The following is a 24,624-nucleotide window of genomic DNA, read 5'->3' as shown; positions in this document are numbered from 1 at the left end:
AGTGTCACAAATGGTTAAAAAACAATTAATAATGGAAAACGCTTTAGAGCTATTTGCAAAACAAGGGTTCGAAGCGACTTCTATCCAACAAATCACGGATAAATGTGGTATCTCTAAAGGTGCATTTTATCTTTCCTTCAAATCAAAAGACGAATTAATTCTCTCTCTCATCGATTACTTCATGAGTGAAATTGCAGCAGATGTTGAACGAGTGGTCAATTCAGATTTACCAACAAGTCAACTGCTATACAGCTATTATTATCAATCCTTTGACTCCTTTAGAAAATATGCACATTTCGCTCAATTATTTATAAAAGAACACCAAGCAACTTGTAGTAGTATAGAAATTTTTGAGAAACTGGAAATTTACCAGAATATCCTCAATCACTTTGTTCATACAATCGTAAAAAAACAGTTCGATTATGTAGAAGATCATATGATACCTGACTTAATTTTTACGATCCAGGCCTTTATTGGGGATTATATTGGCTTCTTTATAAAAGAAAACATCAATATTAGCAGTGACATTGATATGGATACACTTTGTCGTTCACTTGTTGAAAAAGTAACAATCATTGCAAAATATGCGAAGATTCCATTCTTCTCTCCAGAGCTGAATCCAGCAGCACAAGCAAGTGCCGTTTCTTTAACAAAAGAAGAGTTGATTTTATTTTTAGAAAAGAAACTAGAGGAAATTGACGATTCAATCGTGCATGAATCCATCGAGATTTTACATCAGCATTTATTATCGCCATCCCTATCTCCTGCTGTAGAACAAGGACTATTAAAAAATTTACGTGCCAATTCTCATAGTAAGTGGATTGCGTATATGTACGAAATTTCAACCAAGTCCTAATATTCTTACGCTTCATGCAAAATTTAGTTTCAACGAATACGCAAAATATTGTGTCCAAAAAATGACAATAGCGCACCTAGACCTAGGTGCGCTATTTTATACAGCAAAACGTTTTGTATCAATATATTCAATTATTTGAATCAATTTCATAAATCGATTTTTTCAAAAGCTTAGACTAACCCAATTTCTCGATTTTAATTTTAAAAATTATGCAGCTATATTTTGTTCAGTCAATTGTACATTCAAACGATCAATGGCTAATTGGCAGGCATTATAAATAAACGTCACCAGATTGAAATGGAGCTTGGCTTTTCTACCTGTTCGATGACGGACATTATTTAATTGAAAATATTCTTTTAAATAGGCATTCACGCGTTCAACGGCTGTACGTTCTTTGTACAGTTTATCCCATGATGCGGAGCCTCTTGCTGGATACGTATACTTGCGAATATCCGTTTCACACTTGATTTTGAATACCTTTTGACACAGTGAATCCTCGCGTAATGGACACGTTGCACATTCTTTTGGACGTGTAAATTTTAAACTTGAGTATTTCTCGTCAAAGCTGTCGTAACAGTAGCTATGCTCACGTACACATGTTGGACGAAAATGTTCATCGAAGCCCAAGATTTCGGATTCACGACGTTTAACGTATGGAATGACTGCTTTCATGTCTTGATGTAAGATTTGTCGGTAAATCGCTTCATAATCATATCCTGCATCAAAAATAGTGGTTGAAAATTGTTTTGGTATGACTTCTGCTATCTTTTTTAACAGGGGTATGGCTGCTTTACTATCACTTAAATTTCCAGACGACATCAATCGTGCCACAATGTACTGACTTTTTGTTGAAACAGCTAAATGCCCTTTAAAGCCGAACCAGAACGTGTTTTTGCCGTCACTATTTTTCTTGACGCCCCACTTGGGTTCGATCGGGATGTCTTGCCAAAGTGTCGGTGTTGGAATCGTTAATTGGGCTTCTAATTTCTTTTCATAAGTAGTGAGATTGGTCTCGATTTCAGCTTGTTCTGCAAGCCAAGCCTCACGTTCTTTTTTCGATTTACGTCCACGTTTTTTCGGTGCTTTTTCTTTTTTCTCAGATGGTTTTGACGCATCGCGAGCTTCAAAATGTGTCGCGTCAACACTTAGGTGCTGATCATTCAGAAACCCTTCCGTAAAGGCTGTTTGAATCAGATCGTCCTGCAATTTATCGAAGACCTCTGACTGGCTAATCACGTCGACCAAGCGTGAATAAGAAGCTTCAGAAGGCACCGAATCGGAAAGTAAAAAGCCGCAATCTAAACGAAAGATAAGATCATATTTTAGACGTTTGATTAAATCTTTTACTGTTGGAATACGCTCCACAATGCGAATGATTAAAGATTGAATCATTGCACCATAGTTTAATTCTCTTGGAGCGCCACGCATTGTCTTTTGACTGAACAGTTGAAAAATCGGCTGTAAATCAAAGGTGACCAAAATCGCATCAAAACGATGAGAACTTTCCATTTCCATTAATTCATGGATGTCAAATAGACGCATTTGTTTTACAATAGTCATAGGGCATTCACCTCAAGGATAATTTTGGTTTGGTCACTTAAATTATACCAAATTGGGGAGGTGCCCATTTTTTATTGTTTTGAGACCCTTGGGAGACAAGGGTTTAGAATTATGAAATTAACTCATTTATATAAAAAATACTATCCTAATAAAATTTTTTAGCTACCTACGAAACTATTTATACATTAATACGTATAATAATTACCCAAAATTGATAAGGTATTTCACAAAAACACCTCGTTGTCGACGTAATCATTTCCATCTACTATTTTGTTTCATGTATAATTGTTACCGTCATTAAAAGGAGGAATTCTATTTGAATAGTAAAATAAAACAAAATATACGAAAGATTATTATGATTATTATCGGGGCAGCGATTACAGCTTATGGACTTGAAGCTGTGTTAATTCCTAATAGGGTCATTGATGGTGGTGTTACCGGTGTCAGCATTATGGGGGCAAAAATCTCTGAGCTTCCACTAGGGGTATTCTTATTCATCTTGAACATTCCATTTGTATATATCGGTTATAAACAAATTGGACGTACATTCGCTATGATGAGTATCATTGGGATTGCTGCCCTTTCAGCAGGCACAATTGTCATGCATCATATTGACCCGATTTTATCTGCAAAGGACCCATTATTAGTTGTCGCTTCTGGTGGTATTTTACTTGGGGTTGGTATTGGTATTGTACTACGTAACGGTGGTGCATTAGACGGCTCAGAAGTATTGGCTGTACTTGTCTCACGTAAAATTCCATTTTCTGTTGGGGATATCATTTTAGTCATTAATGTATTCATTTTTGCAGTTGCTGTGTTTATTTATGATTTAGAAAGCGCATTATACTCTGCCTTAACTTACTATATTGCAAAAACTGTGATTGACATTGTACAAGTCGGTCTTGAAAAATCAAAATCCGTGCTTGTTATTAGTAAAAAATCCGTAGAAATCGGAGAAATTGTGCAACATCGTCTCGGTCGTAGTGTAACTTATACAACAGGTCGTGGTGGTTTTTCTAATGAAGAAACGGATATGTTAAACTGTGTTATTAACCGTATGGAAGAAACAAAAATGCTAGAAATCATTAAAGAAATTGACCCAAGCGCCTTTATCGTTGTCTCAGATGTAGCTGAGGTTCGCGGTGGCAGGTTCAAAAAACGCGATATCCATTAGTATTCGACTCTGCCAAATATTTGGCAGAGTTTTTGATTATAAAGCAAAACGCATTCACGCCCGCTTAGCTGCGACAAGCGCACCGAAGCAATCACCTAGCGTTCTTGCTACGCGTAGTAATGGTAAAGCGACCTCGAGCAGCGTGCTCCTGCCGCTTATGCTTTCTTCGCAAAATAAATTTTGGCCCGAATGCCTAGACACCCTTTCAATTAGAAAAAGTTTATAATTTCTTATCTTTGAACAAAGGTGCTCCGTACTTCACCATTAACTTTTACAGACAATAAAAGAGCATTATTTCTTAGGAGATACTGCTCAAGGAAAAAATCCGGTTGTCTCCCTGTCTCATATGAACCATCCTTACGCATAAGGATGGTTTTTGTGTGTATCGGGGTTTTTACGCGAGTTTCTTATGGTTTTACGCGGGTTTGGGGCAGTTTTACGCGACTTTCCTACACTTTTACGCGGTTTCGAAGCTCTTTTACGCGACTCTGCTATTTTATTTTATATTTCCCCCCTCTTTTCGAACCGACTTTTTCTAAATTGAGCTTCTTTAATAATCTGGCTACGGCATCTTGAGAACAAATGCCCATGAAATCGCAAAATTCACGATTTGTAATCCATTCGCTCACCAATAACCGATAATCTTGAAATGCTTCTCCACTTGCAATGTGCACATTCAAATTGTCCATACATAAAGTCCATTTTCACCTTGTAACGACATTTACTACACAAAACACCGTAAATCATCCTTTGTATATCAAATGACAATTGATTTTCCGGTAACTGGTGATACTTGCGCAAATTTGTGGCTTATCTTTTAAAAAAGGATCCTTTACTTTTCTAAACCACCCCAATTGTTGCACTGCCTTCCTACTGCATACAATAGAAAAAAGGATGTGGTGTATACAATGTCCATGAAACAACGCGCCTTCCAGTTAGTCTTGCTCGGTCTACTATTAGGAGCCCTCCTTGGTATTGCGATGTTATTTACACAGTCCCTGATCGCCATGATAATCGGTAGCTTCTCTACTAGCTTCCAGTCCCTATTAGCCCCTACACCCTTACCTACCATACCAAGCGCTCACCTACTATTAGATCCACCTACACTATTTCATACAGTGAGTCAGTTCAGCCATAAAATCGGTCTTGCCATCCTGACCCTTATCAGCTTAGTCATTACTATTACCATTATCACCGGAAAAGTGTTGCAAACAATGCATCCAAAACGCCGTGTACTAAAAATCAAGTATGACCTGTTCTATATGTATCCTGCTCTTTCAACGGTCATCTCCATGCTTGCGGTCTATCAAATCAACTATCTATTATTTTTTCAAATTTAAAAGCAGCTTGCCTATTACAAGCTGCTTTCGGTTTAAAATGGGAATAAAATAGGGACAACAATCATCATGACGATAAACATAATCACTTGTAGTGGTACCCCGACTTTGACAAAATCGATAAACTTATAGCCACCCGCTGTCATGACCAGTGAGTTGGTTGGTGAAGAAATCGGTGTAGCAAATGCCATACCAGCAGCTGCGGCAACGGCAATCATAAATGTATACGGATTGGCATCCATCGTAATGGCAGCGGTCATGGCAATCGGCGCAAATAGGACAGCTGTTGCGGTGTTACTCACAAATTGTCCGAATACGACCGTTAGCACGTAAATGCCCATCAACACCCCATACGGACCGAAATCACCCAGTACATCAATAATCGTATTCGATAAAATCGTCATACCACCTGTTTTTTCAAGCGCCGTTGCCATCGGAAGCATAGACGCGACAAGCACAATGCTTTCAAAATTCATCTTGCCATAAGCATCGTCCATATTGCGAATACAGCCTGTGACAATCATTAATACAGCGCCGATTAGTACAGAAATAACGGCATCAAACACTTCAAACACCATCAGCCCTACAATAAAAAGCATGATTAAACCGGCAATCCACGCCTTACCATTTGCTGCTGCGAGTCCTGCTTGTTCACGTGTTTGCCCGACAACGACCACATCTTGCGTTTCGCGTGAAAGCAAATCGATTTCCTCCCATGCCCCTTGCACTAAGATAGCATCTCCGAAACGAAGTCTTTGTTGGGCCATATCTTGCAATAAATACGCACCTTTTCGGTTAATTCCTAAAATATTTAAATTATATTTCTCGCGAAAGCCAATTTTACTTACGGTTTCACCAATTAATCGAGAAGTCGGTGTTAATAATACTTCCGCTACCCCAATCTGCTTTGAAATTAATTGTTGCATCTCATCATCCGCTACTATTTCGAGCTGTAGATCGTTTTCCAGCACAAAACTTTCAACATCTGGCGCCATTCCTTGTACATACAACACATCATTTTCATGAACGATACTTGTTGGACCAGCCATTTCTTGATACGTCATCGCAAGCAGATTGATTCCTTCTGATGCACGACGTTGAATTTTCATCACATAAATATGATATTTTGCTGGCAACTTTAAGTCAGCAAGTGCCTGACCGATTATTGGAGATGCGGCCGGTACAACAACGCGAAACATCTTATCTTTTAATGCATAATCCTTCGCAATTTTTTTCGGTGACAACTTGTACCCTGCCTCCGATTGTGAACGATTTTTCTCATTCGGCAATAATTTATTACGTACAATGACTAAATACAAAATTACCGTAATCGTTGCAATAATCCCAATGGGTGTAATCGTAAAGAAGCCAAGCTTTGCATATCCGTTATCCTCTAAAATTTGGCTGACGATTAAGTTCGGTGGTGATGCGATTAATGTCATCAGCCCGGACATACTCGCAATATATGATAATGGCATTAAAAACTTTGACGGGCTTACTTTAATGCTCATCGCGATACTAACCACAATTGGTAGCATTAAGGCAACCGTCCCTGTATTACTCATAAACGCGCCCACTGATGCCACAATGACGAGTAGTAAAATAAATAATTTTAGCTCACTATCACCTGACCATTTCAATAGTAAATTCCCTGCCATGCCAGCAAGACCCGTACGTAAAATCCCAGCACCTACTACAAAGAGCCCGGCAATCATAATTACAACAGAGTTCGAAAATCCAGCTAACGCTTCAGCAGGTGTTAAAATGCCTAAAATCACAAATGCGAGTAATGCCATTAAGGCCACAAGATCCCCACGTATTCGATTTGTCATAAACAAAACAATCGTTACGGCTAAAATAATAAATGTAAATGTTAATTGCACAGCTACATACCCTTTCTACATATCATCATCTGTCATTGTATACGATAATATGAAAAAGGTCTCTTCTTTCCCTCTAAATTGCCATTTAATACATACCATTTATTTACTTACATTTTCAATTAGAACCTCATATTTTCAACATAGAGATAGTGAAAACCTTTTCTTATCTACTAGCTATATCATAATCATACTTATTATTTCAGCTAATATACGATTAAAACCTTAAATTCCTTACGTTTAATTCAACTCCCATATGAAATCACCTTTCTTTTTATTCATAAAACCTATTTATCTTTCACAATAAAAATTTCTTAATAATAATTATTATAATTTAGTAGAAATTATGATTTACATTTGCTATAGTAATTAACGAAGAGTTTTTTAAATTTCATTTTTAGGAGGTACTATAAATGACAAACTTAAATAATCGTCCTTTAACAACGATCACTGGGGCTCCAGTAGTTAGCCATGATGATGTACAAACAGCTGGTCGCCGTGGTCCCATTTTATTACAAGATGTTTTCCTAATTGAAAAATTAGCTAACTTTAACCGTGAAGTGATTCCGGAACGCCGTATGCATGCGAAAGGTTCAGGTGCATTTGGTACATTCACCGTAACACATGACATTACGAAATATACAAAAGCAAAAATCTTCTCTGAAGTAGGGAAGAAAACAGACATGTTCGCACGTTTCTCTACTGTAGCAGGTGAGCGTGGTGCGGCTGATGCAGAACGTGATATCCGCGGCTTCGCTTTAAAATTCTATACTGAAGAAGGAAACTGGGATATGGTTGGTAACAACACACCTGTATTCTTCTTCCGTGACCCATTACACTTCCCAGACTTAAACCACGTCGTGAAGCGTGATCCTAAAACAAATATGCATAACGCAAACTCGAACTGGGATTTCTGGACTTCATTACCGGAAGCGTTACACCAAGTAACAATCGTTATGTCGGACCGTGGTATCCCAGCGAACTACCGCCAAATGCATGGTTTCGGTTCTCACACATACTCAATGATTAACGAGGCGGGTGAACGTGTATACGTAAAATTCCACTTCCGTACAGAACAAGGCATCAAAAACTTAACGGGTACAGAGGCTGCTGAAATTATCGGAAAAGACCGCGAATCTTCACAACGCGATTTATTCGAAGCAATCGAAAAAGGCGACTTCCCAAAATGGAAAATGTACATCCAAGTCATGACGGAAGAGCAAGCGCGTAACCGTAAAGACAATCCATTCGACTTAACGAAAGTTTGGTATAAATCGGAGTTCCCATTAATTCCAGTAGGTGAATTCGAATTAAACCGTAACCCAGAAAACTACTTCGCAGACGTTGAGCAAGCGGCATTTGCTCCATCTAACGTAGTTCCTGGTATTTCATTCTCACCAGACCGTATGTTACAAGCACGTCTATTCGCTTATCAAGATGCAACTCGTTACCGTTTAGGTGTAAATCATCACCAAATTCCAGTGAACACACCAAAATGCCCATTCATGATTTACCACCGCGATGGCGCAGGTCGTGCTGATGGAAACAACGGTAGTGCATTGACTTACTATCCAAATAGCTACGGTGCTCTACAAGCGCAGCCACAATATAAAGACCCAGCGCTTACGTTAGATGGCGCAGCTGACATTTACGACTTCCGTGAAGATGATAACAACTACTTTGAGCAGCCAGGTAAGCTATTCCGTTTAATGAGTGCTGAACAGCAACAGCGTCTATTCGAAACAACGGCTGCTGAAATGGCACCCGTTGAAGAGTTCATCAAACGTCGTCACATCTTACACTGCTACTTAGCTGACCCAGCTTACGGTGAAGGTGTCGCAAAAGCGATGGGCTTATCTTTAGAGGGTATGGACCTTTCAAATCCATATGTACAATCTACAGTAACAAACGCTTAATGTATTCGCTCTTTATGAACACAAACTCTTAAATATTACTGTTCATCCACTTTTGGCGTCCGTCTCTACATGCTCAACATCGCTTACAAAGGCGCCAAAAGTATCTGTTTCCATTAATATCCTTTGGAACCGTCATGCATTGAGCGTGGCGGTTTTTTTATTTCTTCGACATACTATATGAGGTATAATATGGTAAAGGAGACGGTATATATGAGCGATCAACGCCGATTATTCACATCTGAACAACTTGAAAAAGCCCAAAAGGATATGACCGAAACAAAGCTTACAGCGGAAAAAGCAGAAGACATATTACGTAAATCCGCCCTTTCTTTAGTGGAGGCTAAAAAAAGCATTATACTCGCTTTACTTGAAGAAGATGTTGATGTACATATCATTAGTGAATCAACGAAAACACCGATCGAACGGGTTTTAGAGCTTAAAGAGCAAATTAATAAATAAAAAAACTGTATGAAAGTGGGATCTCCCCTTTTCAACAGTTTTTTCATTTTACAACTATTTAACTCTAGAAAAATTCGAATAAAACATTAGTTTAAATAAACAAAACTAAACCGATTAACAATATTAATAATGTTAGTGCAGTCGGTAAATTCCGTCTACAAATTACAAATGTACTTTCTTTTCTAAGTGAACCCATTAAGGAATTCGATCCATTAAAAGGACTAATCATCGTAGCGATAGCTAACATTAATAACATACAAATACTATAAAAACCTGAATGAATATTTAGTATGCTCGGTTGAAAAATATTTATAGTAAGCGTAAAAGCAACAAAAATATGTACACCGACTATAGAAAGTATTAATACTAACATTAACGCTACTATTAACCACCACTCTCCACTTATCAATGAATTCCACCGTGTAAATAATGTATTAAGCTGTGCAACATATATTGGTTGATGTAATGCTTGTACAAAAAAACTAGCTGCCAATATAATACCTAAATGAGGATACATATTTGGTACTACAATAAGAAAATGTTGTCTCAATTGTACAAATAACTGTTTTTGCTCCTTCATTGATACTAACCATAGCGAAACAAACGGAATAACCAATAATGAAATAACATTTAAAACCGACAAAGAAAAATATGTTTCTAAAATAACTACAACAGTCATAAAGCCCAACAACGGTCTATAAAAAGGGCGAAATACATATATTAACAGGTTGATATCAGGATGATTGTTCCAAAAAACTAGCGTCCTCCCTGTAACAACTTTATCGATTACTAACGCACAGATGAATATTAAAATTGTAAAAGGTAGTATATATATACTTTTTCTTCGCTAAAAAAGGGCTTCACGATTTTTACCGATCCACCCTCTTTTTTAAAGATTTTCTTCTACTGTTGAAATTGGTTGTTTACTCGTTGCTTTTTGCATAACAATCACTAGTGCTAATACTACGACACCAATAATATCTGTAACTATCCCTGGCATTACTAAAGTAAATGCTCCCACAATTAGAAAGACTCTCTCCATCCATGTACATTTTCTAAACACCCATCCTTCTACTGCCATTGCAATTGCAATAATACCAATCACGGCAGTAATAGAAGCTACAATAATCTCTCCAACTGAACCAATCATAATTAACTGCGGTCCATACACAAAGAAGAATGGGACGATAAATGCTGCAAGGCCTAACTTCAGAGCACTTACACCTGTTCGCATCGGATCTGCGCCTGAAATACCTGCTGCCGCAAAGGCCGCTAATGCTACTGGCGGTGTAATCGCAGATAATGCTGCAAAGTAAAATACAAATAAGTGAGCTGCTAATGCTGGTACACCTAATTCAATCAATGCAGGGATTGTTAAAGGTACTTGTACTACATATGCTGCTACAGTTGGTAGACCCATCCCTAAAATAATACTTGTAATCATTGTTAAAATTAAAGTTACAAGTAAAATACCTCCTGAAATCTCTAAAATTAAACTACTAAATTTCAAGCCGATACCTGTTAGACTAATAATGCCTACAATAATGCCCGATGCCGCACATGCAATAGCTGTTTCCACTGCAGCACGCGCACCTAAATCTAGCGCTTTAATAATTTTTGTGAAATTAATCTTTTCAAAGCGATTAATAATGCCAACAATTAAAACAATGACAATTGCATATAAGCCTGCTTTCATCGCAGAACTACCTGTTGCTAATAGATATACAATCACAATCAGCGGAACAAAGAATAAGAACCCTTTCTTTAGTACTTCCATAAAGTTCGGTAATTCTTCTTTCTTCAGACCTATTAATCCCATTTTAGCGGCACGTAAATCCACTTGTACATATAGACATACGTAATAAAGTAATGCAGGAATAATAGCAGCAATCGCAATATCCATATAAGGAACACCTAAATAAGATGCAATAATAAATGCTGATGCCCCCATAATTGGTGGCATGATTTGACCACCCGTTGAAGATACTGACTCAACCGCACCAGAAAATTCCTTGTCATAACCCGTTTTCTTCATTAACGGAATCGTAAAGGCACCAGTTGTAACCGTATTTGCTACCGCACTACCTGAAATTGTACCTAACGCTGAACTCGCAACAATTGCAGTTTTCGCCGGGCCTCCACGATATTTCCCCATACCAGCTACTGATAAGTCGATAAAGAATTTACCCGCACCTGATACCTCTAAAAACTTACCAAATAAAATAAACATAAAAATGAATGTCGATGATACACCTAACGGGGTACTAAATACACCTGTTACTGTATAAAACAGATGATCTACAATCCACATTGTACTAAACTCACGATGCCCTAGAGTACCAGGAATTAAATGGCCAAAGAAGCCGTATAACAGGAATGTAACAATGATAATCACAAGCGCATTTCCAATAACACGTCGAGTTGCTTCTATTAATAATAGACCACCAATAAGCCCAATCCATACTTCATAATTTTCTAAAGGTGTTACATAACTTAAACGCTCCGAAATATCCGACGCACTAGTAACAAAATACGAATAACAAACGATTGATAATACGATAAAGATTACATCGTAAAATGGGACTCTCCCGGTTTCCTTTGTGACACGCTTTGTCGGTTTGTAGATTGCAAATACTAGTACTAACGCAAATCCAAGATGCGCTGATCGTTGTAAAATCGACTCGAATACACCAAAAATCGCTGTATAGACATGAAATATAGACATTGCAATTGCTACTAAAGAAATAACAATACCTGTAACCTTCCCGAATTGGCGTAGCTTCGTGTTTTCAACACCGTCATCATCATATACCGTTGACTTTTCCTCTAGTTCCTCTAAATTCGGAAGATTAGACACATAGATTCCCCCCTATCATCTATAATAGTATTATTCGATTAACCCTAACTCACGATAGTATTTTTCTGCACCAACGTGTAAACGCCCTACTGTATTTTGAACTGAGTACTCTGGAGTAAAATCATTCATAACACTTGAAATTGTTTTCCAGCTCGTTGCCTCTTCAAACATCATTTTTGTTAATTGGTAGCCTGTTTCTTCATCAATTAAATCATCACTTGCCATTAAAGCTGAATAAGCTGCTACAGTTTTTACATCCTCTTTGATTTTTGCATATGTTCCACCTTTAATTGTGAACTCCATATATGCTGAGTTTACTTCTGCTAGTGCTGCAATTGTCTCAGTATCTAATTCAATTAAACGGATACCTAATGTTGTATCTAACTCTTGGTATGTCGATACTGGTGCAGATAAAAGGTTTGCGATTGCGTCGATATGACCATCACGTAATAAATCTCCCGCATCCGAAGTACCGATATATTCGATACCACTCAAATCATCATAAGACATACCTTCTGCTTTTAAGATTTCTAAAAATGCTAATTCAGCACTATATCCTTTAATACCAGGACTTACTTTTTTACCTTTTAAATCTTCTACTGTATAAATATCAGAGTCTGCACGTACCGCAATATGGAATACGTTTGGATATAATGTAGCGATTGTTGAAACGTTTTCAATTTTTGATTCGAATGGCTCTATTCCTTGCTCTGCTTCAATAATGTTTGGTGCATTTGTAATACCAATTGCATAAATCCCTTGGTTCATACCTAAAATATTGGAAGTTGACCCACCCTCAACAATTGTAGTTGTTGAATTTGGGAAGTAATCTTTCATTTTTTCACTCATAGCTCCCGATAACGTGTACCAGAATCCACCAACTGTTGCTGAACCAAATGAGAAATCCGCTGGTGCTCCCGATGCACCACCTGAAGTACTTCCATCTTCAGAACCTGAAGATGTTACTTCATCTGAAGATCCACTACATGCTGCTAAAATCATGATTAACATTGATAATACGGCTAACAAGCTCCATTTTTTCATATTATTTTTCCCCTTTGCTTTAAATTTTTATATATTCTCTACTGCTACTGAAATGCCTTGTCCCACCCCAATACACATTGTAGCTAAACCACGCTGTGCACCTCGTCTCTTCATTTCATATAACAATGTAGTTAATATTCTAGCACCACTTGCTCCTAATGGATGCCCTAAGGCGATAGCTCCTCCATTAACATTTACTTTACTTTCATCAATACCTAATTCGTGAATACAAGCAATTGATTGAGAGGCAAACGCTTCATTAATCTCAAATAGATCAAAATCTTCAATCGTTAAATTATTTTTTTCTAAAAGCTTTCTTGTAGAAAAAATTGGACCTAACCCCATAACAGCTGGCTCTAAACCCGCAGTAGCTGAAGTAATATATTTCGCCATCGGTTTTAACCCTAGAGCCTCAGCTTTTTCTTTACTCATTAATAATAAGGCTGCAGCACCATCATTTACACCAGATGCATTACCAGCAGTAACTGAACCACCTTCAAATAAAGGTTTTAATTTACTGAGCTTTTCAATATTTACATCTGGTCTTGGATGTTCATCGTGCTCGAAAAGTGTGACATTCCCTTTTTTATCACGAAGTTCAACTGGCACAATCTCTTTTGTAAACTTCTTCTGCTCAATTGCTGCCTTTGCTTTTAGTTGGCTATTCATGGCAAAAAGATCTTGTACCTCACGGGTAATGCCCATTCTTTGAGCTACTGTTTCAGCCGTTTGTGGCATTGTATCTGTACCATATAGTGCATCTAACTTAGAGTTAATAAATCGCCAGCCAATTGTAGTATCGAAAAGGTTCATGTCGCCACGTGGATAATCTAATTCTGGTTTTGCCATGACAAACGGTGCTCTTGTCATACTTTCAACACCACCAGCTATGATAATATCTGCTTCGCCAGATAAAATCGCTCTTGCTCCGTGGCTTACTGCATCAAGACTCGATCCGCATAATCGATTTACTGTTGTAGCACTCACTTCTTGTGGTAAGCCGGCTAATAACGTAGCCATTCGTGCTACATTTCGATTATCCTCACCAGCGCCATTTGCATTACCCAAAATAACATCATCGATTTCATGAACAGGTAATTGTGGATTACGTTCCACTAAACTTTTAATGACACTAGCAGCTAAATCATCTGGACGAACATTCCTTAATGCTCCTTTATAACGCCCGATTGGTGTACGAACTGCATCGATAATAAACACTTCTTGCATCCTCTTTGCCCCCCTACTGTTGTAAATGTGATGCTACTCGATAATGTGCCTCTGTTTTCCTTGCTACTTCTTCTAAAGTCGCATTACCCAATAAATCTACTAACTCATACTCGTTACCTCGCCATTTAAAGACCGCAATATCTGTCACAATGACATCTGCTACTCGACGCGAAGTAATAGGATAAGTACATTTCTTTACGATTTTAGGTTCTCCACTATTGGATGTGTGCATTGTTGTTACGATAATTTTTTTTGCTCCTTCTAGTAAATCCATCGCCCCACCAACACCTAAAATATCTTTTCCAGGAACAGCCCAATTCGCAATTTTTCCAGTTTCATCGATTTGTAAAGCTCCCAATACAGCTACATCAACATGCCCCCCTCGAATCATTGCAAATGAATCTGCACTACTGAAGTAAGATGAGCCTACAGCCTCACCTACAGGAATTTTCCCTGCATTTACAATAAGAGGATCAATATTTTCTTCATCAATTTTTGTGACACCAAGTAATCCATTTTCTGTATGAAGCACGTATTCAGATTCATCAATACAATCTGCTATAAGTGTCGGAATCCCGATGCCTAGGTTAATAATAGCTCCTTTCGGCAATTCTTGAGCTGCTCGTCTAGCAATCTCATACTTTACATTTGTCACGCTCAACAACTCCCTCTTTTGTTAATACCAACCGACTTTCAACAATAGCATCGACATATAAATGTGGTGTCACAATTTCATCTGATGAAAGTTCACCTACCTCTACAATTTCATCAACCTCTGCAATTACATAACTAGCTGCTGTCGCCATATTAGGATTAAAGTTACGAGCTGTTTTGTAATAAATTAAATTTCCAGCTCTATCTGCTTTCCACGCTCGAATAATTGCTACATCTGCTCTTAATGACTTTTGAAATAAATATTCTTCTCCATCAATCACTTTTATTTCTTTATCTTCAGCTAACTTTGTTCCAACTGCAGTTTTTGTATAAAATCCCCCTAACCCAGCTCCACCTGCACGAATTGCTTCGGCAAATGTACCTTGTGGAAGTAACTCGACTTCCATTTCACCTTTGTTGTAAAGTTTTACAACATCTCGATTACTTGTGAAATACGATCCGACCGCTTTCTTTATTTTTCCTTGTTGTAATATTTTCCCTAAACCCTTACCACTTTCACCGATGTTATTACTATAAATAGTTAAATCCTTCACATCATGTTCTGTTAATTGTTCAATCAATGTTAGAGGACTCCCAATTAAACCAAAACCACCCACCATAATTGACATGCCAGATTGAATACGTGAAATCGCTTCCAAAACTGAAACTTGTTTATCTCTTTTCAATCAGCTCACCCTTTACCTTAATCTTAGTTGCTTATTTTGTACGATATGTGTACAATGGTTTATATAACGTACAATTAATAATACTAAATCATATGGAGGTATTGTCTGTCAATGGAAAATGAAAAAATAAAGGAAACGGATTTAGTCCAATCACTTGTAAAAGGATTAATGGTTATTCGAGCATTTTCTGAAGAAAACCCAGAATTAACAATTAGCGAGGCTGCTAAAATCACAGGATTAAGTAGACCTGCTACACGTCGTATTTTGCTAACATTAACGCATTTAGGTTACTTACATCACAGCAAAACAGGTTCTTTTTCGCTAACACCTAAAATTTTATCGTTAGGCTTTTCCTACATTTCCTCTAAAAGAATTTGGACAGCCTTAACACCGTTTTTAGAGCAACTTTCAGATCAAGTACAAGAGTCTACTTCTATTTCTGTACTTGATGGAGATGAAATAGTATATGTAGCACGGGTAGCAACAAAAAAAATAATGAGTGTTGCACTTAACGTAGGTTCTCGCTTACCTGCTTATGCAACTTCAATGGGACAAGTTTTACTTGCTCATTTACCCGAAGATAAACTTGAAACGTATTTAGCGGAAACAACACTTAAACGTTATACAGATAAAACAATTATCGATACGGGAAAATTACGTGAGCGACTTTCTTCTATTAAGGAAAAGGGATATGTCATTATTAATGAGGAATTAGAAGTTGGGCTCAATTCAATTGCAGCTCCTTTACGCAATAATGAAGGTAAAGTTGTTGCTGCAATAAATGTTTCAATCCATAGTTCAAAAATCGGAGATATAGCTCAAATTGAAAGAAACCTAGTTCCCTATTTACTTGAAACAGCTAAAGCAATCTCGAATGAAATCGCTAATGTAGCCCTTTAAACAGTTAATTTTATAGAGGGGTAAAAGAGGAATGGGCCTACTAAATATTATGCTGCCAGTGTTTATTATTTTTACACTCGGCTATATCGCACATAAAAAATTAAAATTTGATATTAAGTCAATTTCTAGCGTTTCAATCTATATTTTATCACCATGTCTTGCATTTCGTTCGTTTTACTCCAATCCAATAACGTTGGAATATGTTTATATTATTACTGGATGTTTAGTAATGGCAGGGATTTTGCTGCTACTTGCGCTTTTTGCTAGCAAGCTGCTAAAATCTAGCTATTCTGAACGCTCGGCTATTATATTAAGCACCGTATTTATGAATAGCGGAAATTATGGGGCGCCAATTATATTATTTGCTTATGGGGAAACTGCTTTTTCCTATGCAGTTATTATTTTAGTATTACATTCATTACTAATGAATACGCTTGGTATTTTCTTTGCTGCTTTAGGAGGTAAAGAAAATTATACAACAAAGGAAGCCATTTCAAATGTGCTTCATATGCCGGTTATTTACACTGTATTCCTAGCTGTAACATTTAATTTGCTTCATATTAAAGTACCTGAGTTTATTACAAACGGGGTATACTTATTAGCTGATGCAACTATTCCAATTGTTATGTTAATCTTGGGAATGCAACTCGCTTCTATTTCTATTAAGAAAGTAAAATATCTTTATGTAAATATTGCTGTAATTATTCGTATGATTATATCACCAATTATTGCTGCCATAGTTATTCATTACTTTCCAATTAGTGAATTAGCAAAGCTTGTATTTATTTTACAAATGGCAATGCCATCTGCAGCTAATACAACGATGTATGCACTTCGTTATGATACCGAAGCAGATTTAGTTGCATTTACAACATTTATAACCACATTATTAAGCATTATTACAGTGCCTATTACGCTAAGCATTTTAGGTTACTAACTAAAAATAGTCTTTGTTTGAGGATACTGTTGACTTATACTTACATTGGGAATCACCGCTAAAGTCATACTAAAATCCTTGAATTTTTCTATATTCAAAATCTAATAAGTGAAAACATAAAACTAGTAAAGAAAATAAACAATTTTCTTTACTAGTTTTATTATTTATTATATTGTATATTCTTTCGTCATAAGGTCTAATTTTTCTATAGTTTACCCCTAACTTTAGTAATAAATAAAAATAATAACCACAAAAGGGGTATTAGTATGAATTATTTTTATATAAATAAAATATTCGACATATAAATTACGACCGTCACCGTCAAACAGCTAATAATCGTTGAAAATAAGACGGTTTGTGCTGCTGTTGCAGATTCAATATCGTATTCTAATGCCAGACTCGAGCTATTGCGGGATGTTGGAAAGGCGCTAGCAATAAACAATGATTGCGCGACAACGCCGTCAATCCCTAGCAAGTAAATGATGCCAAGTGCCACGGCTGGCCCTACAATTAATCGGGTAAAACAGCTAATGAAAATCGTTTTGTTAAACATTGTCTTCATCTCAATTTGTGATAACTGAGCACCTAGCGTAATCAGTGCAACGGCAACAAATCCCCCTGCTACATAATCAAGCGGGATTTGAAACGTTTGTGGAATCGGGACGTCTAAATAATTTAATAATCCCCCTATCCAAAGGGCATGGATGATGGGCAGCTTTAAAAAGTCCCGGACAATTTCCATCCCCGATTTCGTTGCAGAAATTAAATTATAAAGCCCATATGTATACGTCGTCACATTTTGAAAAATAACAAGGATGACCTGAATCGCTACCCCTATTGGCTGCGTCACAAAAATCATTTGTGCTACGGGAATCCCGTAGTTGCCCGAGTTAATGAGCACGACACTATTTTTAAAGACCGCGGATTCTTGTCGATCAAGCCTCATCATCTTCGCTAAATAATGACTCAAGATCATTTGACTGCCGATAAATAACACGATGAACAGTGTTAATTGCCCTACTACTGCCATTTCAATTTTCGTCTCGTAAATATTGACAAAAACAGCAGCTGGCATAAAACAATACGTAATTAAATGCGACAACGCCTTTAAATTAAACTGAAATTTCCTCTGCAAAATCGCCCCTACAATAAGTAAGATCAATATCGGCGCTACGATTTGGAAGAAAATCATCGATAGATAAACCATAACTTAAATCCTCTCCATTTATTTATATTATTAACTGTACACGAACCCCTCCCTTTTTGGTGCATTTTCTACATGAATTAGCAAAAAGAGCTTGAGATGTCTCCCGATACATCTCAAGCTTGCTCTATTAATCGTCTGTCATACGTTTTTTATATAGCACACTTGTTACAACGAGCGCTACAATCGTCCAGGCAATCATGACGACAAACGGCATGATGATTTCCTTTGTTGGTGCTGCTGCTTCTAATGCATCTGCTAAGACAACCAGCTGCGCACTCGGTAACCATTCAGCAGCCGATAAGACTGGGTACTTTTCTGATAAACCTATTAGTGCTAATGGCCCCATTGAAAACACAATTATTACAGGCATGACTGCGACCGAAGCCTCCATTACCGTTTTTGTATATAAACCACAAATTGTACCAAGCGCAATGTAAAACACAATGGATACAGCTAATGCCAATACAAGCAGGACGATATTAGCTGGCTCATAACCGACTAAATAAATGGTTAACGCTAAAATAACAGCTGAAATACTAAAGACTAATGCACTTTTTCCAATTAAAATATCAGCAACGCTTGCTGGAGACATCATTAAGCTACGAAGCGTATTACTTTCTTTTTCGTCTGCAATTAAACAGCTTTGAATAAATGCCGTTACCATCGCAAGTGTTATATTAATGGGTAAGAAATACATTTGTATCATATTAACACCACTCTTACCATAGAAAAAGGCTAAGAACAGTGGCACTAACACCATTGTTGAAATGGCATAGTTACGAGAAAACTCTCGATAATCTTTCATAAAGATCGCTTGAATTCGTTTCATTGACATATTCATTGTAAATCACTCCCCGTTAATTGCATGAAAATATCCCCTAATGTCGGCTCATTTGTATAAATACGAGCAATGGCCCCTGTGCTCATCCACTGTGTTACATTCGTTGTAGCCGAACGATCAGCTAATGGTAAAACATGTTCTTCCCCCGTTACTAACTGTACCGTCATCGAATGATCGCTATATTGATGCTTCAATTGTGACGGTGCCCCCATCGCTTGAATTTTCCCTTTATGCAGAAAGGCCACACGGTCACATAATGTTTCTGCTTCTGCCATATCATGCGTTGTTAAAAAGATGGTCGTGCCCATTTCATTTAATTTGCGCAGCCCTTTATAAATATGAGCTGTATTTACCGGATCAAGTGCGGATGTAGGCTCATCTAAAAACAATAAATCTGGTTTATGCATGATGGCCCTTGCCAGTGTGACACGCTGCATCATCCCTTTCGATAGCTCACTCACTTTTTTCTTTCGGGCCTCTGTTAAGTTCACAAAAGCAAGCGCCTCATTCACTGCTGACCTTGAAAGGTTATACATCTCACTAAATAGAACTAAATTTTCTTCCACCGTTAGCCTTTTATACAGCCCACTATTATCTGTCAGAATACCGAAACGTGCTTTATTCTCACTTTTCTTCATTTGATGGGCTGGCAATCCTAAAACATGGGCCTCACCCGCGGTTTGTTCCAATTGGGCTGTAAGGATTTTAATCATCGTTGTTTTTCCCGAGCCGCTTGGACCAAGAAAACCAAAAATTTCTCCTTTTTGAATGGTAAATGAAACATCTTGTAACGCTGTAAAAGTACCAAATGTCTTTTGCACATTTTTTACATCAATCGTTGTTGTCGTCATATTGGCGACCTCCTTCAATTCGTTTTGTTACCTTTAATTTAGTAGAATCGAAGAAATATCGCCTTCATTTCCCGTTAAAATGTAGCTATTTAGCGGTGAACTGTAGCTTTTTGTCGACCAAGAAGCCCCCATTATTCCCCAGGAAATATCACGCAATACCGATTAATTCTTTCAATTCCGACAATTTACTCCGCGACAACGGTACAACAATCCCTTCACCGACATGTAACTTTAAACTGTAGCTATTTTTCGTCCATGTAATAATTTCCCGTACCTTCTGCAAATTCACGATATATGAACGGTGGCAGCGATAAAACCCATATGCCTTTAGACGTTTTTCAAGTTCTTGCAATGTAAGCGAACAACTATAGCTCGTACCCGCAACATTCACCAATATTTCCCCATCGACACTCTCAATATAATCGATTTCCGGTGGATTAAATAAAATCGTTTTATCGTTTTTCTTCGTTTGAATCTTTTCAATTTTAATAATAGGCTCTTCAGTTGAAGGCGTATGCTGCTCTTCCGTAAAGTCCATCTTATGACACCCTGATTGATCGATTCGAATGATATTGGAAGTTGAAATAAGAAGTTCTTCTATATTATTAGCGAGTAAAATAATCTGCTTTCCTTGCTCAATCAACTGCTGAATCAATTGCGCAATCATTTCACGAGAATGTTCATCCATTCGATAAAACGGTTCTTCAATGACCAATACATTTTCTGCATATAAATACGCTCTTACAAAAGTAAGTCGCTTTTGCTCACTGAGCGTTAAATCTTTGACCTTTGTTTTTCGTTGCTTCGTAAACCCAAAAAGTGCTAGCATTTCATCCATCGGTTTCTTACACTCCGCCATGCCCATATAAAAACGAAACGCTTCCTCTACTCTCAACCTTTTGTACTCACCATCTGTTGCATAATGTACATAGCCTTTTGTTTGTAGCTGCTTCATGATTAATTGCATTTTTTGTACGTCTGTATAAATCCCCGTTACTTGCCCTTCAATCTGACAAGCTGGGAGTATCATCTTGCCATCCTCAAATACAGCTTCTAATTGTATATCCATGCTGTCACCTCAACCTATTAAAATGATATTCTCATTATCGCATAGTTAAGGAAAATACTTACATATAAAAAAGCTGTTTGGTAAGCAAACCTTACCAAACAGCTCTTTATAAAAAGAATCCACCGACTAAAAGCCCCGCTACAATCACCATGGCGGGATGGACTTTAAATTTTTCTAACGCCAAATAACTAATAACCGCGATGAGAATCGTTGGCATCCAGCTAATCCCTGCAATCGAAGTGGAAAAGAAATCAAATGTTAAATCCGCCATTAAAATCGCAATAGCTGGCAAGACAAAGCTCGACAATCGTTTTACTCGCGGTGAGTTCCGGTTACGATAAAGCAGACTAAGTAGTACGAGCATTAAAATCAGGGATGGTCCAACCGTTGCAAAGAGTGCAATGATTGCACCTAAAATGCCCGCCTGCTCATAACCAATGTAACCAGCTAGCTTTGTTGCAATGGGCCCAGGCAGCGCATTGGCAATCGCTAACGTATCACTAAATTCTGCTGTTGTCATCCATTCGTAATTTTCAACGACCTCATGTTCAATTAATGGAATCGACGCAGGACCGCCCCCGTAGCCTAAAATACCAGGGATGAAGAAGGCTAAAAATATGTGTATATAAATCATGCTTCTTCCCCCTTTTTAATCGGCAACGCTAATGCCAATACAAGTAGTACACCGATGACAATACCCGGATGCACATCGAGTAACATCATCGTAATAAATGCCGCAATGAGGATTATAAGTCCTACTTTCCAACCAAGTGCTGTTTTTGACTTTTTCAAGAAATCCCATGTCAGAACACCCATCATAACACCAACAATCGGCACAACACCTTTCGTCATACCTTCTATAAAACTAAAATCTTTATACCCTTTTAGTACAGATAAAAAAAGAATTAACAAAATCACTGTCGGTAAAATCGTTGCCGCAAGGGCTGTGGCCATCCCAAGCCACCCACCTACACGATACCCAATGTAACCCGCCATTTTTGTAGCGATCGGTCCAGGCAGTGTATTGCCAATTGATAGTACATCCGCAAATTCATCATCGGTCATCCATTGATACGTGCCAACAACCTCCTTATGCACAAGCGGAATCGTTGCCGGCCCTCCACCAAACCCTAAAATACCCGATCTAAAAAATGCTATGAAAATATCTAGTTGTTTTTTCAAATACTTCACCTCTTAATAACCAATTGCCACTCCATCTCCTCGAGGATCCGCACCACCAAATTTAACATCCGTCTCTGGATCAATCCAAATCGCACCCGCATGCCCCATGATGTCTGTGAAGTCCTCCAGTACCTCGATATCATGCCCTTTTTCAATAAGTGCTAGTTGAATTTCCTCACTAATACGACTTTCTAGCTTTAACGTATTCGATGATGCCCCCCATGTTCTTCCGTATAGCCAACGAGGTGCTTCAATCGCTGCTTGAACGGACATACCGTAGTCAATAATACGTGTCACAAGTGCCGCTTGTGTTTGTGGTTGCCCTTCACCGCCCATCGTGCCATAAACAAGCGCTGGTTTATCATTTTGCAATAACATGGCCGGATTTAATGTATGGAATGTACGCTTACCTGGTGCAAGTGCATTCGTATGTTGTGCATCTAACGAGAAATAGCTCCCTCGATTTTGTAGCATTACACCCGTTCCTTTTGGAATAATCCCTGCACCAAATTCATGGTAAATACTCTGAATAAACGATACTGCGTTCCCTTCTTTATCGACAACGCCAAACCAAACGGTATCCCCTTTAGCATCAAGTGGTTGTAATGGTTTTGCATACAGCTTTTCTTTAATTTGCTGTGCTAGTTTTTCCCCGTGCTCCTTACTTAACAGTTTATCTAATGGGATAGAAGAAAATGTCGGATCCGTTAAATACGCATCACGGTCGATAAACGCATATTTAATCGCTTCGACAAGCAAGTGATAATAGTGTGCCGAGCCTTCTTCCATCGCAGCTACATCAAAGTTATTTAAAATATTAAGGATCGATAAGCTCGCCATCCCTTGTGTATTCGGCGGCAAATTGTAGGCCTTATAACCACGGTAATCGACAGAAAGGGGCTCTACCCAATCACTACTATGCGTCTTAAAATCTTCTAATGTTAGAATGCCACCTGTTTCCTGTAAGCCCGTCACGATTTTTTCTGCAAGTTCCCCTTCATAAAAGGCTTGTGCGCCATGTTCTGCAATATAGGCAAGTGTGTCACCTAAATCTGTTTGTTTGAAAACCTCTCCCGTCTCATACGGTTTGCCGTCTTTTAAGAAAATATGTGCAAATTCGTCGAAACGTTGCAGGGCACGAAATTCTTCATCCGTCGCATCTAAATTCACATGTGACCAGTACACTTGACTTTCTGTAATCGGAAAGCCTTCTTTCGCATAGTGAATCGATTGCTCGAGTAATTCTGGCCACGGGAATGTACCATCCATTTCTGCTGTTGAATACTGATACGCTTCTCCCCAGCCAGCCACTGCTCCCGGAACTGTATTCGCTGCAAGTGGACCACGTGCAGGAATTTTTTCATAGCCCTGTTCTTTATAAAATTCAATCGTTGCCTTTTGCCCTGCACGTCCACTACTATTCAATGCCTTTACTTCTTTTGTTTTAGCATTATAAATAAGCCAAAAATTGTCGCCACCTATGCCATTCATATGTGGATACACAACGGCAATGGTAGAAGCCGCTGCAATAGCCGCCTCAATTGCATTGCCTCCTTTATGTAGTACTGCGAGTGCCGCCTGTGATGCTAAATAATGCGGCGTTGTAACCATCCCCTTTGTTGCCATCGTTGTTGCACGATATTGTTGTACCATCTCTCAATCTCCCCTCTGAATGAGTTTAATCGTTTTAAGTTTCAGCACATGTATCCCCTTCATATGCTAAAATGCCTTCTCATGTTCAACATGACAAAGCATTCTCATCATTATATCAAAAATTCTGTATTTTCCAAATTTAATTGTTTAGTATTTGGAAATATTCGTGTGGCTAGGTTTTTGTGGGCGGTTACATGTTGGCTTTTGCCCGTATGGCGACTACTTTTGACCGCATAATCGCTCATTTTGCTCTGTTACAATACAAGTTCATAAAAGAAACCCCGTAGCGTATGTGCTACGGGGAAAGCCGCTATAAACGAAATTCAATTATAGA

At 38.1% G+C, this 24,624-nt stretch carries 23 protein-coding genes; 7 read left to right on the top strand and 16 right to left on the bottom strand.

Features of this window, described 5'->3' with window-relative positions; genetic code table 11:
• Positions 1-10: 10 nt before the first annotated feature.
• The gene (locus ACQQ2I_RS01380; RefSeq protein ID WP_431028770.1) at positions 11-856 is read left to right on the top strand and encodes a TetR/AcrR family transcriptional regulator; all 846 of its coding nucleotides are present in this window, start codon (positions 11-13) and stop codon (positions 854-856) included.
• Between the two features lie 207 nt (positions 857-1,063).
• On the opposite strand, the gene ACQQ2I_RS01375 is transcribed toward ACQQ2I_RS01380, so the two are convergent.
• On the bottom strand, positions 1,064-2,416 hold the full coding sequence (locus ACQQ2I_RS01375) for a transposase (protein WP_431028769.1): 1,353 nt from the start codon (positions 2,414-2,416) through the stop codon (positions 1,064-1,066).
• Between the two features lie 355 nt (positions 2,417-2,771).
• Here ACQQ2I_RS01375 and ACQQ2I_RS01370 point away from each other — a divergent pair, with 355 nt between their 5' ends.
• Positions 2,772-3,590: a YitT family protein gene (locus ACQQ2I_RS01370; RefSeq protein WP_431030422.1), complete on the top strand. Its 819-nt coding sequence runs from the start codon at positions 2,772-2,774 to the stop codon at positions 3,588-3,590.
• A 491-nt stretch (positions 3,591-4,081) separates the two neighbouring features.
• Here ACQQ2I_RS01370 and ACQQ2I_RS01365 read toward each other — a convergent pair whose 3' ends face one another.
• Complete coding sequence (locus ACQQ2I_RS01365; protein WP_431028768.1) at positions 4,082-4,279, bottom strand: hypothetical protein; 198 nt, start codon at positions 4,277-4,279, stop codon at positions 4,082-4,084.
• A 219-nt stretch (positions 4,280-4,498) separates the two neighbouring features.
• Here ACQQ2I_RS01365 and ACQQ2I_RS01360 point away from each other — a divergent pair, with 219 nt between their 5' ends.
• Positions 4,499-4,930, top strand: a complete 432-nt coding sequence (locus tag ACQQ2I_RS01360; protein WP_431028767.1) for a hypothetical protein — start codon at positions 4,499-4,501, stop codon at positions 4,928-4,930.
• A gap of 32 nt (positions 4,931-4,962) precedes the next feature.
• Here the strand turns inward: ACQQ2I_RS01360 and ACQQ2I_RS01355 are convergent, their stop codons facing one another.
• On the bottom strand, positions 4,963-6,810 hold the full coding sequence (locus ACQQ2I_RS01355) for an SLC13 family permease (RefSeq protein WP_431028766.1): 1,848 nt from the start codon (positions 6,808-6,810) through the stop codon (positions 4,963-4,965).
• A 410-nt stretch (positions 6,811-7,220) separates the two neighbouring features.
• Here ACQQ2I_RS01355 and ACQQ2I_RS01350 point away from each other — a divergent pair, with 410 nt between their 5' ends.
• Together ACQQ2I_RS01350 and ACQQ2I_RS01345 are read left to right on the top strand one after the other, a co-directional pair.
• On the top strand, positions 7,221-8,723 hold the full coding sequence (locus ACQQ2I_RS01350) for a catalase (protein WP_431028765.1): 1,503 nt from the start codon (positions 7,221-7,223) through the stop codon (positions 8,721-8,723).
• Positions 8,724-8,933: 210 nt separating this feature from the next.
• A complete protein-coding gene (locus ACQQ2I_RS01345; protein ID WP_431028764.1) occupies positions 8,934-9,182 on the top strand; it encodes a hypothetical protein in 249 nt (82 codons plus the stop codon).
• Between the two features lie 91 nt (positions 9,183-9,273).
• Here ACQQ2I_RS01345 and ACQQ2I_RS01340 read toward each other — a convergent pair whose 3' ends face one another.
• The 6 genes from ACQQ2I_RS01340 to ACQQ2I_RS01315 all read right to left on the bottom strand — a co-directional run bounded on the left by ACQQ2I_RS01340 (position 9,274) and on the right by ACQQ2I_RS01315 (position 15,650).
• Positions 9,274-9,825: a hypothetical protein gene (locus tag ACQQ2I_RS01340; RefSeq protein WP_431028763.1), complete on the bottom strand. Its 552-nt coding sequence runs from the start codon at positions 9,823-9,825 to the stop codon at positions 9,274-9,276.
• Positions 9,826-10,071: 246 nt separating this feature from the next.
• Complete coding sequence (locus tag ACQQ2I_RS01335) at positions 10,072-12,039, bottom strand: TRAP transporter permease (protein WP_431028762.1); 1,968 nt, start codon at positions 12,037-12,039, stop codon at positions 10,072-10,074.
• 30 nt (positions 12,040-12,069) lie between these two features.
• Positions 12,070-13,083 (bottom strand): TAXI family TRAP transporter solute-binding subunit, encoded by a 1,014-nt coding sequence (locus ACQQ2I_RS01330; protein ID WP_431028761.1) that lies wholly within the window; start codon positions 13,081-13,083, stop codon positions 12,070-12,072.
• Positions 13,084-13,110: 27 nt separating this feature from the next.
• On the bottom strand, positions 13,111-14,310 hold the full coding sequence (locus ACQQ2I_RS01325) for an acetyl-CoA C-acyltransferase (protein WP_431028760.1): 1,200 nt from the start codon (positions 14,308-14,310) through the stop codon (positions 13,111-13,113).
• Positions 14,311-14,323: 13 nt separating this feature from the next.
• Entirely contained in the window at positions 14,324-14,965 is a 642-nt protein-coding gene (locus ACQQ2I_RS01320; RefSeq protein ID WP_431028759.1) for a 3-oxoacid CoA-transferase subunit B, read from the bottom strand.
• On the bottom strand, positions 14,946-15,650 hold the full coding sequence (locus ACQQ2I_RS01315) for a CoA transferase subunit A (RefSeq protein ID WP_431028758.1): 705 nt from the start codon (positions 15,648-15,650) through the stop codon (positions 14,946-14,948). The genes ACQQ2I_RS01320 and ACQQ2I_RS01315 overlap by 20 nt, the downstream gene beginning before the upstream one ends.
• 111 nt (positions 15,651-15,761) lie before the next feature.
• On the opposite strand from ACQQ2I_RS01315, the gene ACQQ2I_RS01310 reads away from it, so the two are divergent.
• Entirely contained in the window at positions 15,762-16,550 is a 789-nt protein-coding gene (locus ACQQ2I_RS01310) for an IclR family transcriptional regulator domain-containing protein (protein ID WP_431028757.1), read from the top strand.
• 31 nt (positions 16,551-16,581) lie between these two features.
• The gene (locus ACQQ2I_RS01305) at positions 16,582-17,487 is read left to right on the top strand and encodes an AEC family transporter (protein ID WP_431028755.1); all 906 of its coding nucleotides are present in this window, start codon (positions 16,582-16,584) and stop codon (positions 17,485-17,487) included.
• 277 nt (positions 17,488-17,764) lie between these two features.
• On the opposite strand, the gene ACQQ2I_RS01300 is transcribed toward ACQQ2I_RS01305, so the two are convergent.
• The 7 genes from ACQQ2I_RS01300 to ggt all read right to left on the bottom strand — a co-directional run bounded on the left by ACQQ2I_RS01300 (position 17,765) and on the right by ggt (position 24,290).
• Positions 17,765-18,694 carry an AEC family transporter gene (locus ACQQ2I_RS01300; protein WP_431028754.1) on the bottom strand — a complete coding sequence of 310 codons (930 nt, stop codon included), beginning with the start codon at positions 18,692-18,694 and terminating at the stop codon, positions 17,765-17,767.
• A gap of 127 nt (positions 18,695-18,821) precedes the next feature.
• Positions 18,822-19,535, bottom strand: a complete 714-nt coding sequence (locus tag ACQQ2I_RS01295; protein WP_431028753.1) for an ABC transporter permease — start codon at positions 19,533-19,535, stop codon at positions 18,822-18,824.
• Complete coding sequence (locus ACQQ2I_RS01290; RefSeq protein ID WP_431028752.1) at positions 19,532-20,386, bottom strand: ABC transporter ATP-binding protein; 855 nt, start codon at positions 20,384-20,386, stop codon at positions 19,532-19,534. The genes ACQQ2I_RS01295 and ACQQ2I_RS01290 overlap by 4 nt, the downstream gene beginning before the upstream one ends.
• 148 nt (positions 20,387-20,534) lie before the next feature.
• Complete coding sequence (locus ACQQ2I_RS01285) at positions 20,535-21,455, bottom strand: LytTR family transcriptional regulator DNA-binding domain-containing protein (protein WP_431028751.1); 921 nt, start codon at positions 21,453-21,455, stop codon at positions 20,535-20,537.
• A 106-nt stretch (positions 21,456-21,561) separates the two neighbouring features.
• Positions 21,562-22,089, bottom strand: coding sequence for a chromate transporter (locus ACQQ2I_RS01280; RefSeq protein ID WP_431028750.1), 528 nt, complete (start codon positions 22,087-22,089; stop codon positions 21,562-21,564).
• Complete coding sequence (locus ACQQ2I_RS01275) at positions 22,086-22,637, bottom strand: chromate transporter (protein ID WP_431028749.1); 552 nt, start codon at positions 22,635-22,637, stop codon at positions 22,086-22,088. Before ACQQ2I_RS01275 ends, ACQQ2I_RS01280 begins: the two co-directional genes overlap by 4 nt.
• A gap of 12 nt (positions 22,638-22,649) precedes the next feature.
• Positions 22,650-24,290 (bottom strand): gamma-glutamyltransferase, encoded by a 1,641-nt coding sequence (ggt, locus tag ACQQ2I_RS01270; protein ID WP_431028748.1) that lies wholly within the window; start codon positions 24,288-24,290, stop codon positions 22,650-22,652.
• Positions 24,291-24,624: the final 334 nt, after the last annotated feature.

It is taken from the genome of Lysinibacillus sp. LZ02 (genome assembly GCF_050613145.1).
Taxonomy (GTDB): Bacteria; Bacillota; Bacilli; order Bacillales_A; family Planococcaceae; genus Lysinibacillus_B.
The sequence above is the reverse complement of the archived record's forward strand: the minus strand, read 5'-3'. Positions and strand labels throughout refer to the sequence as shown.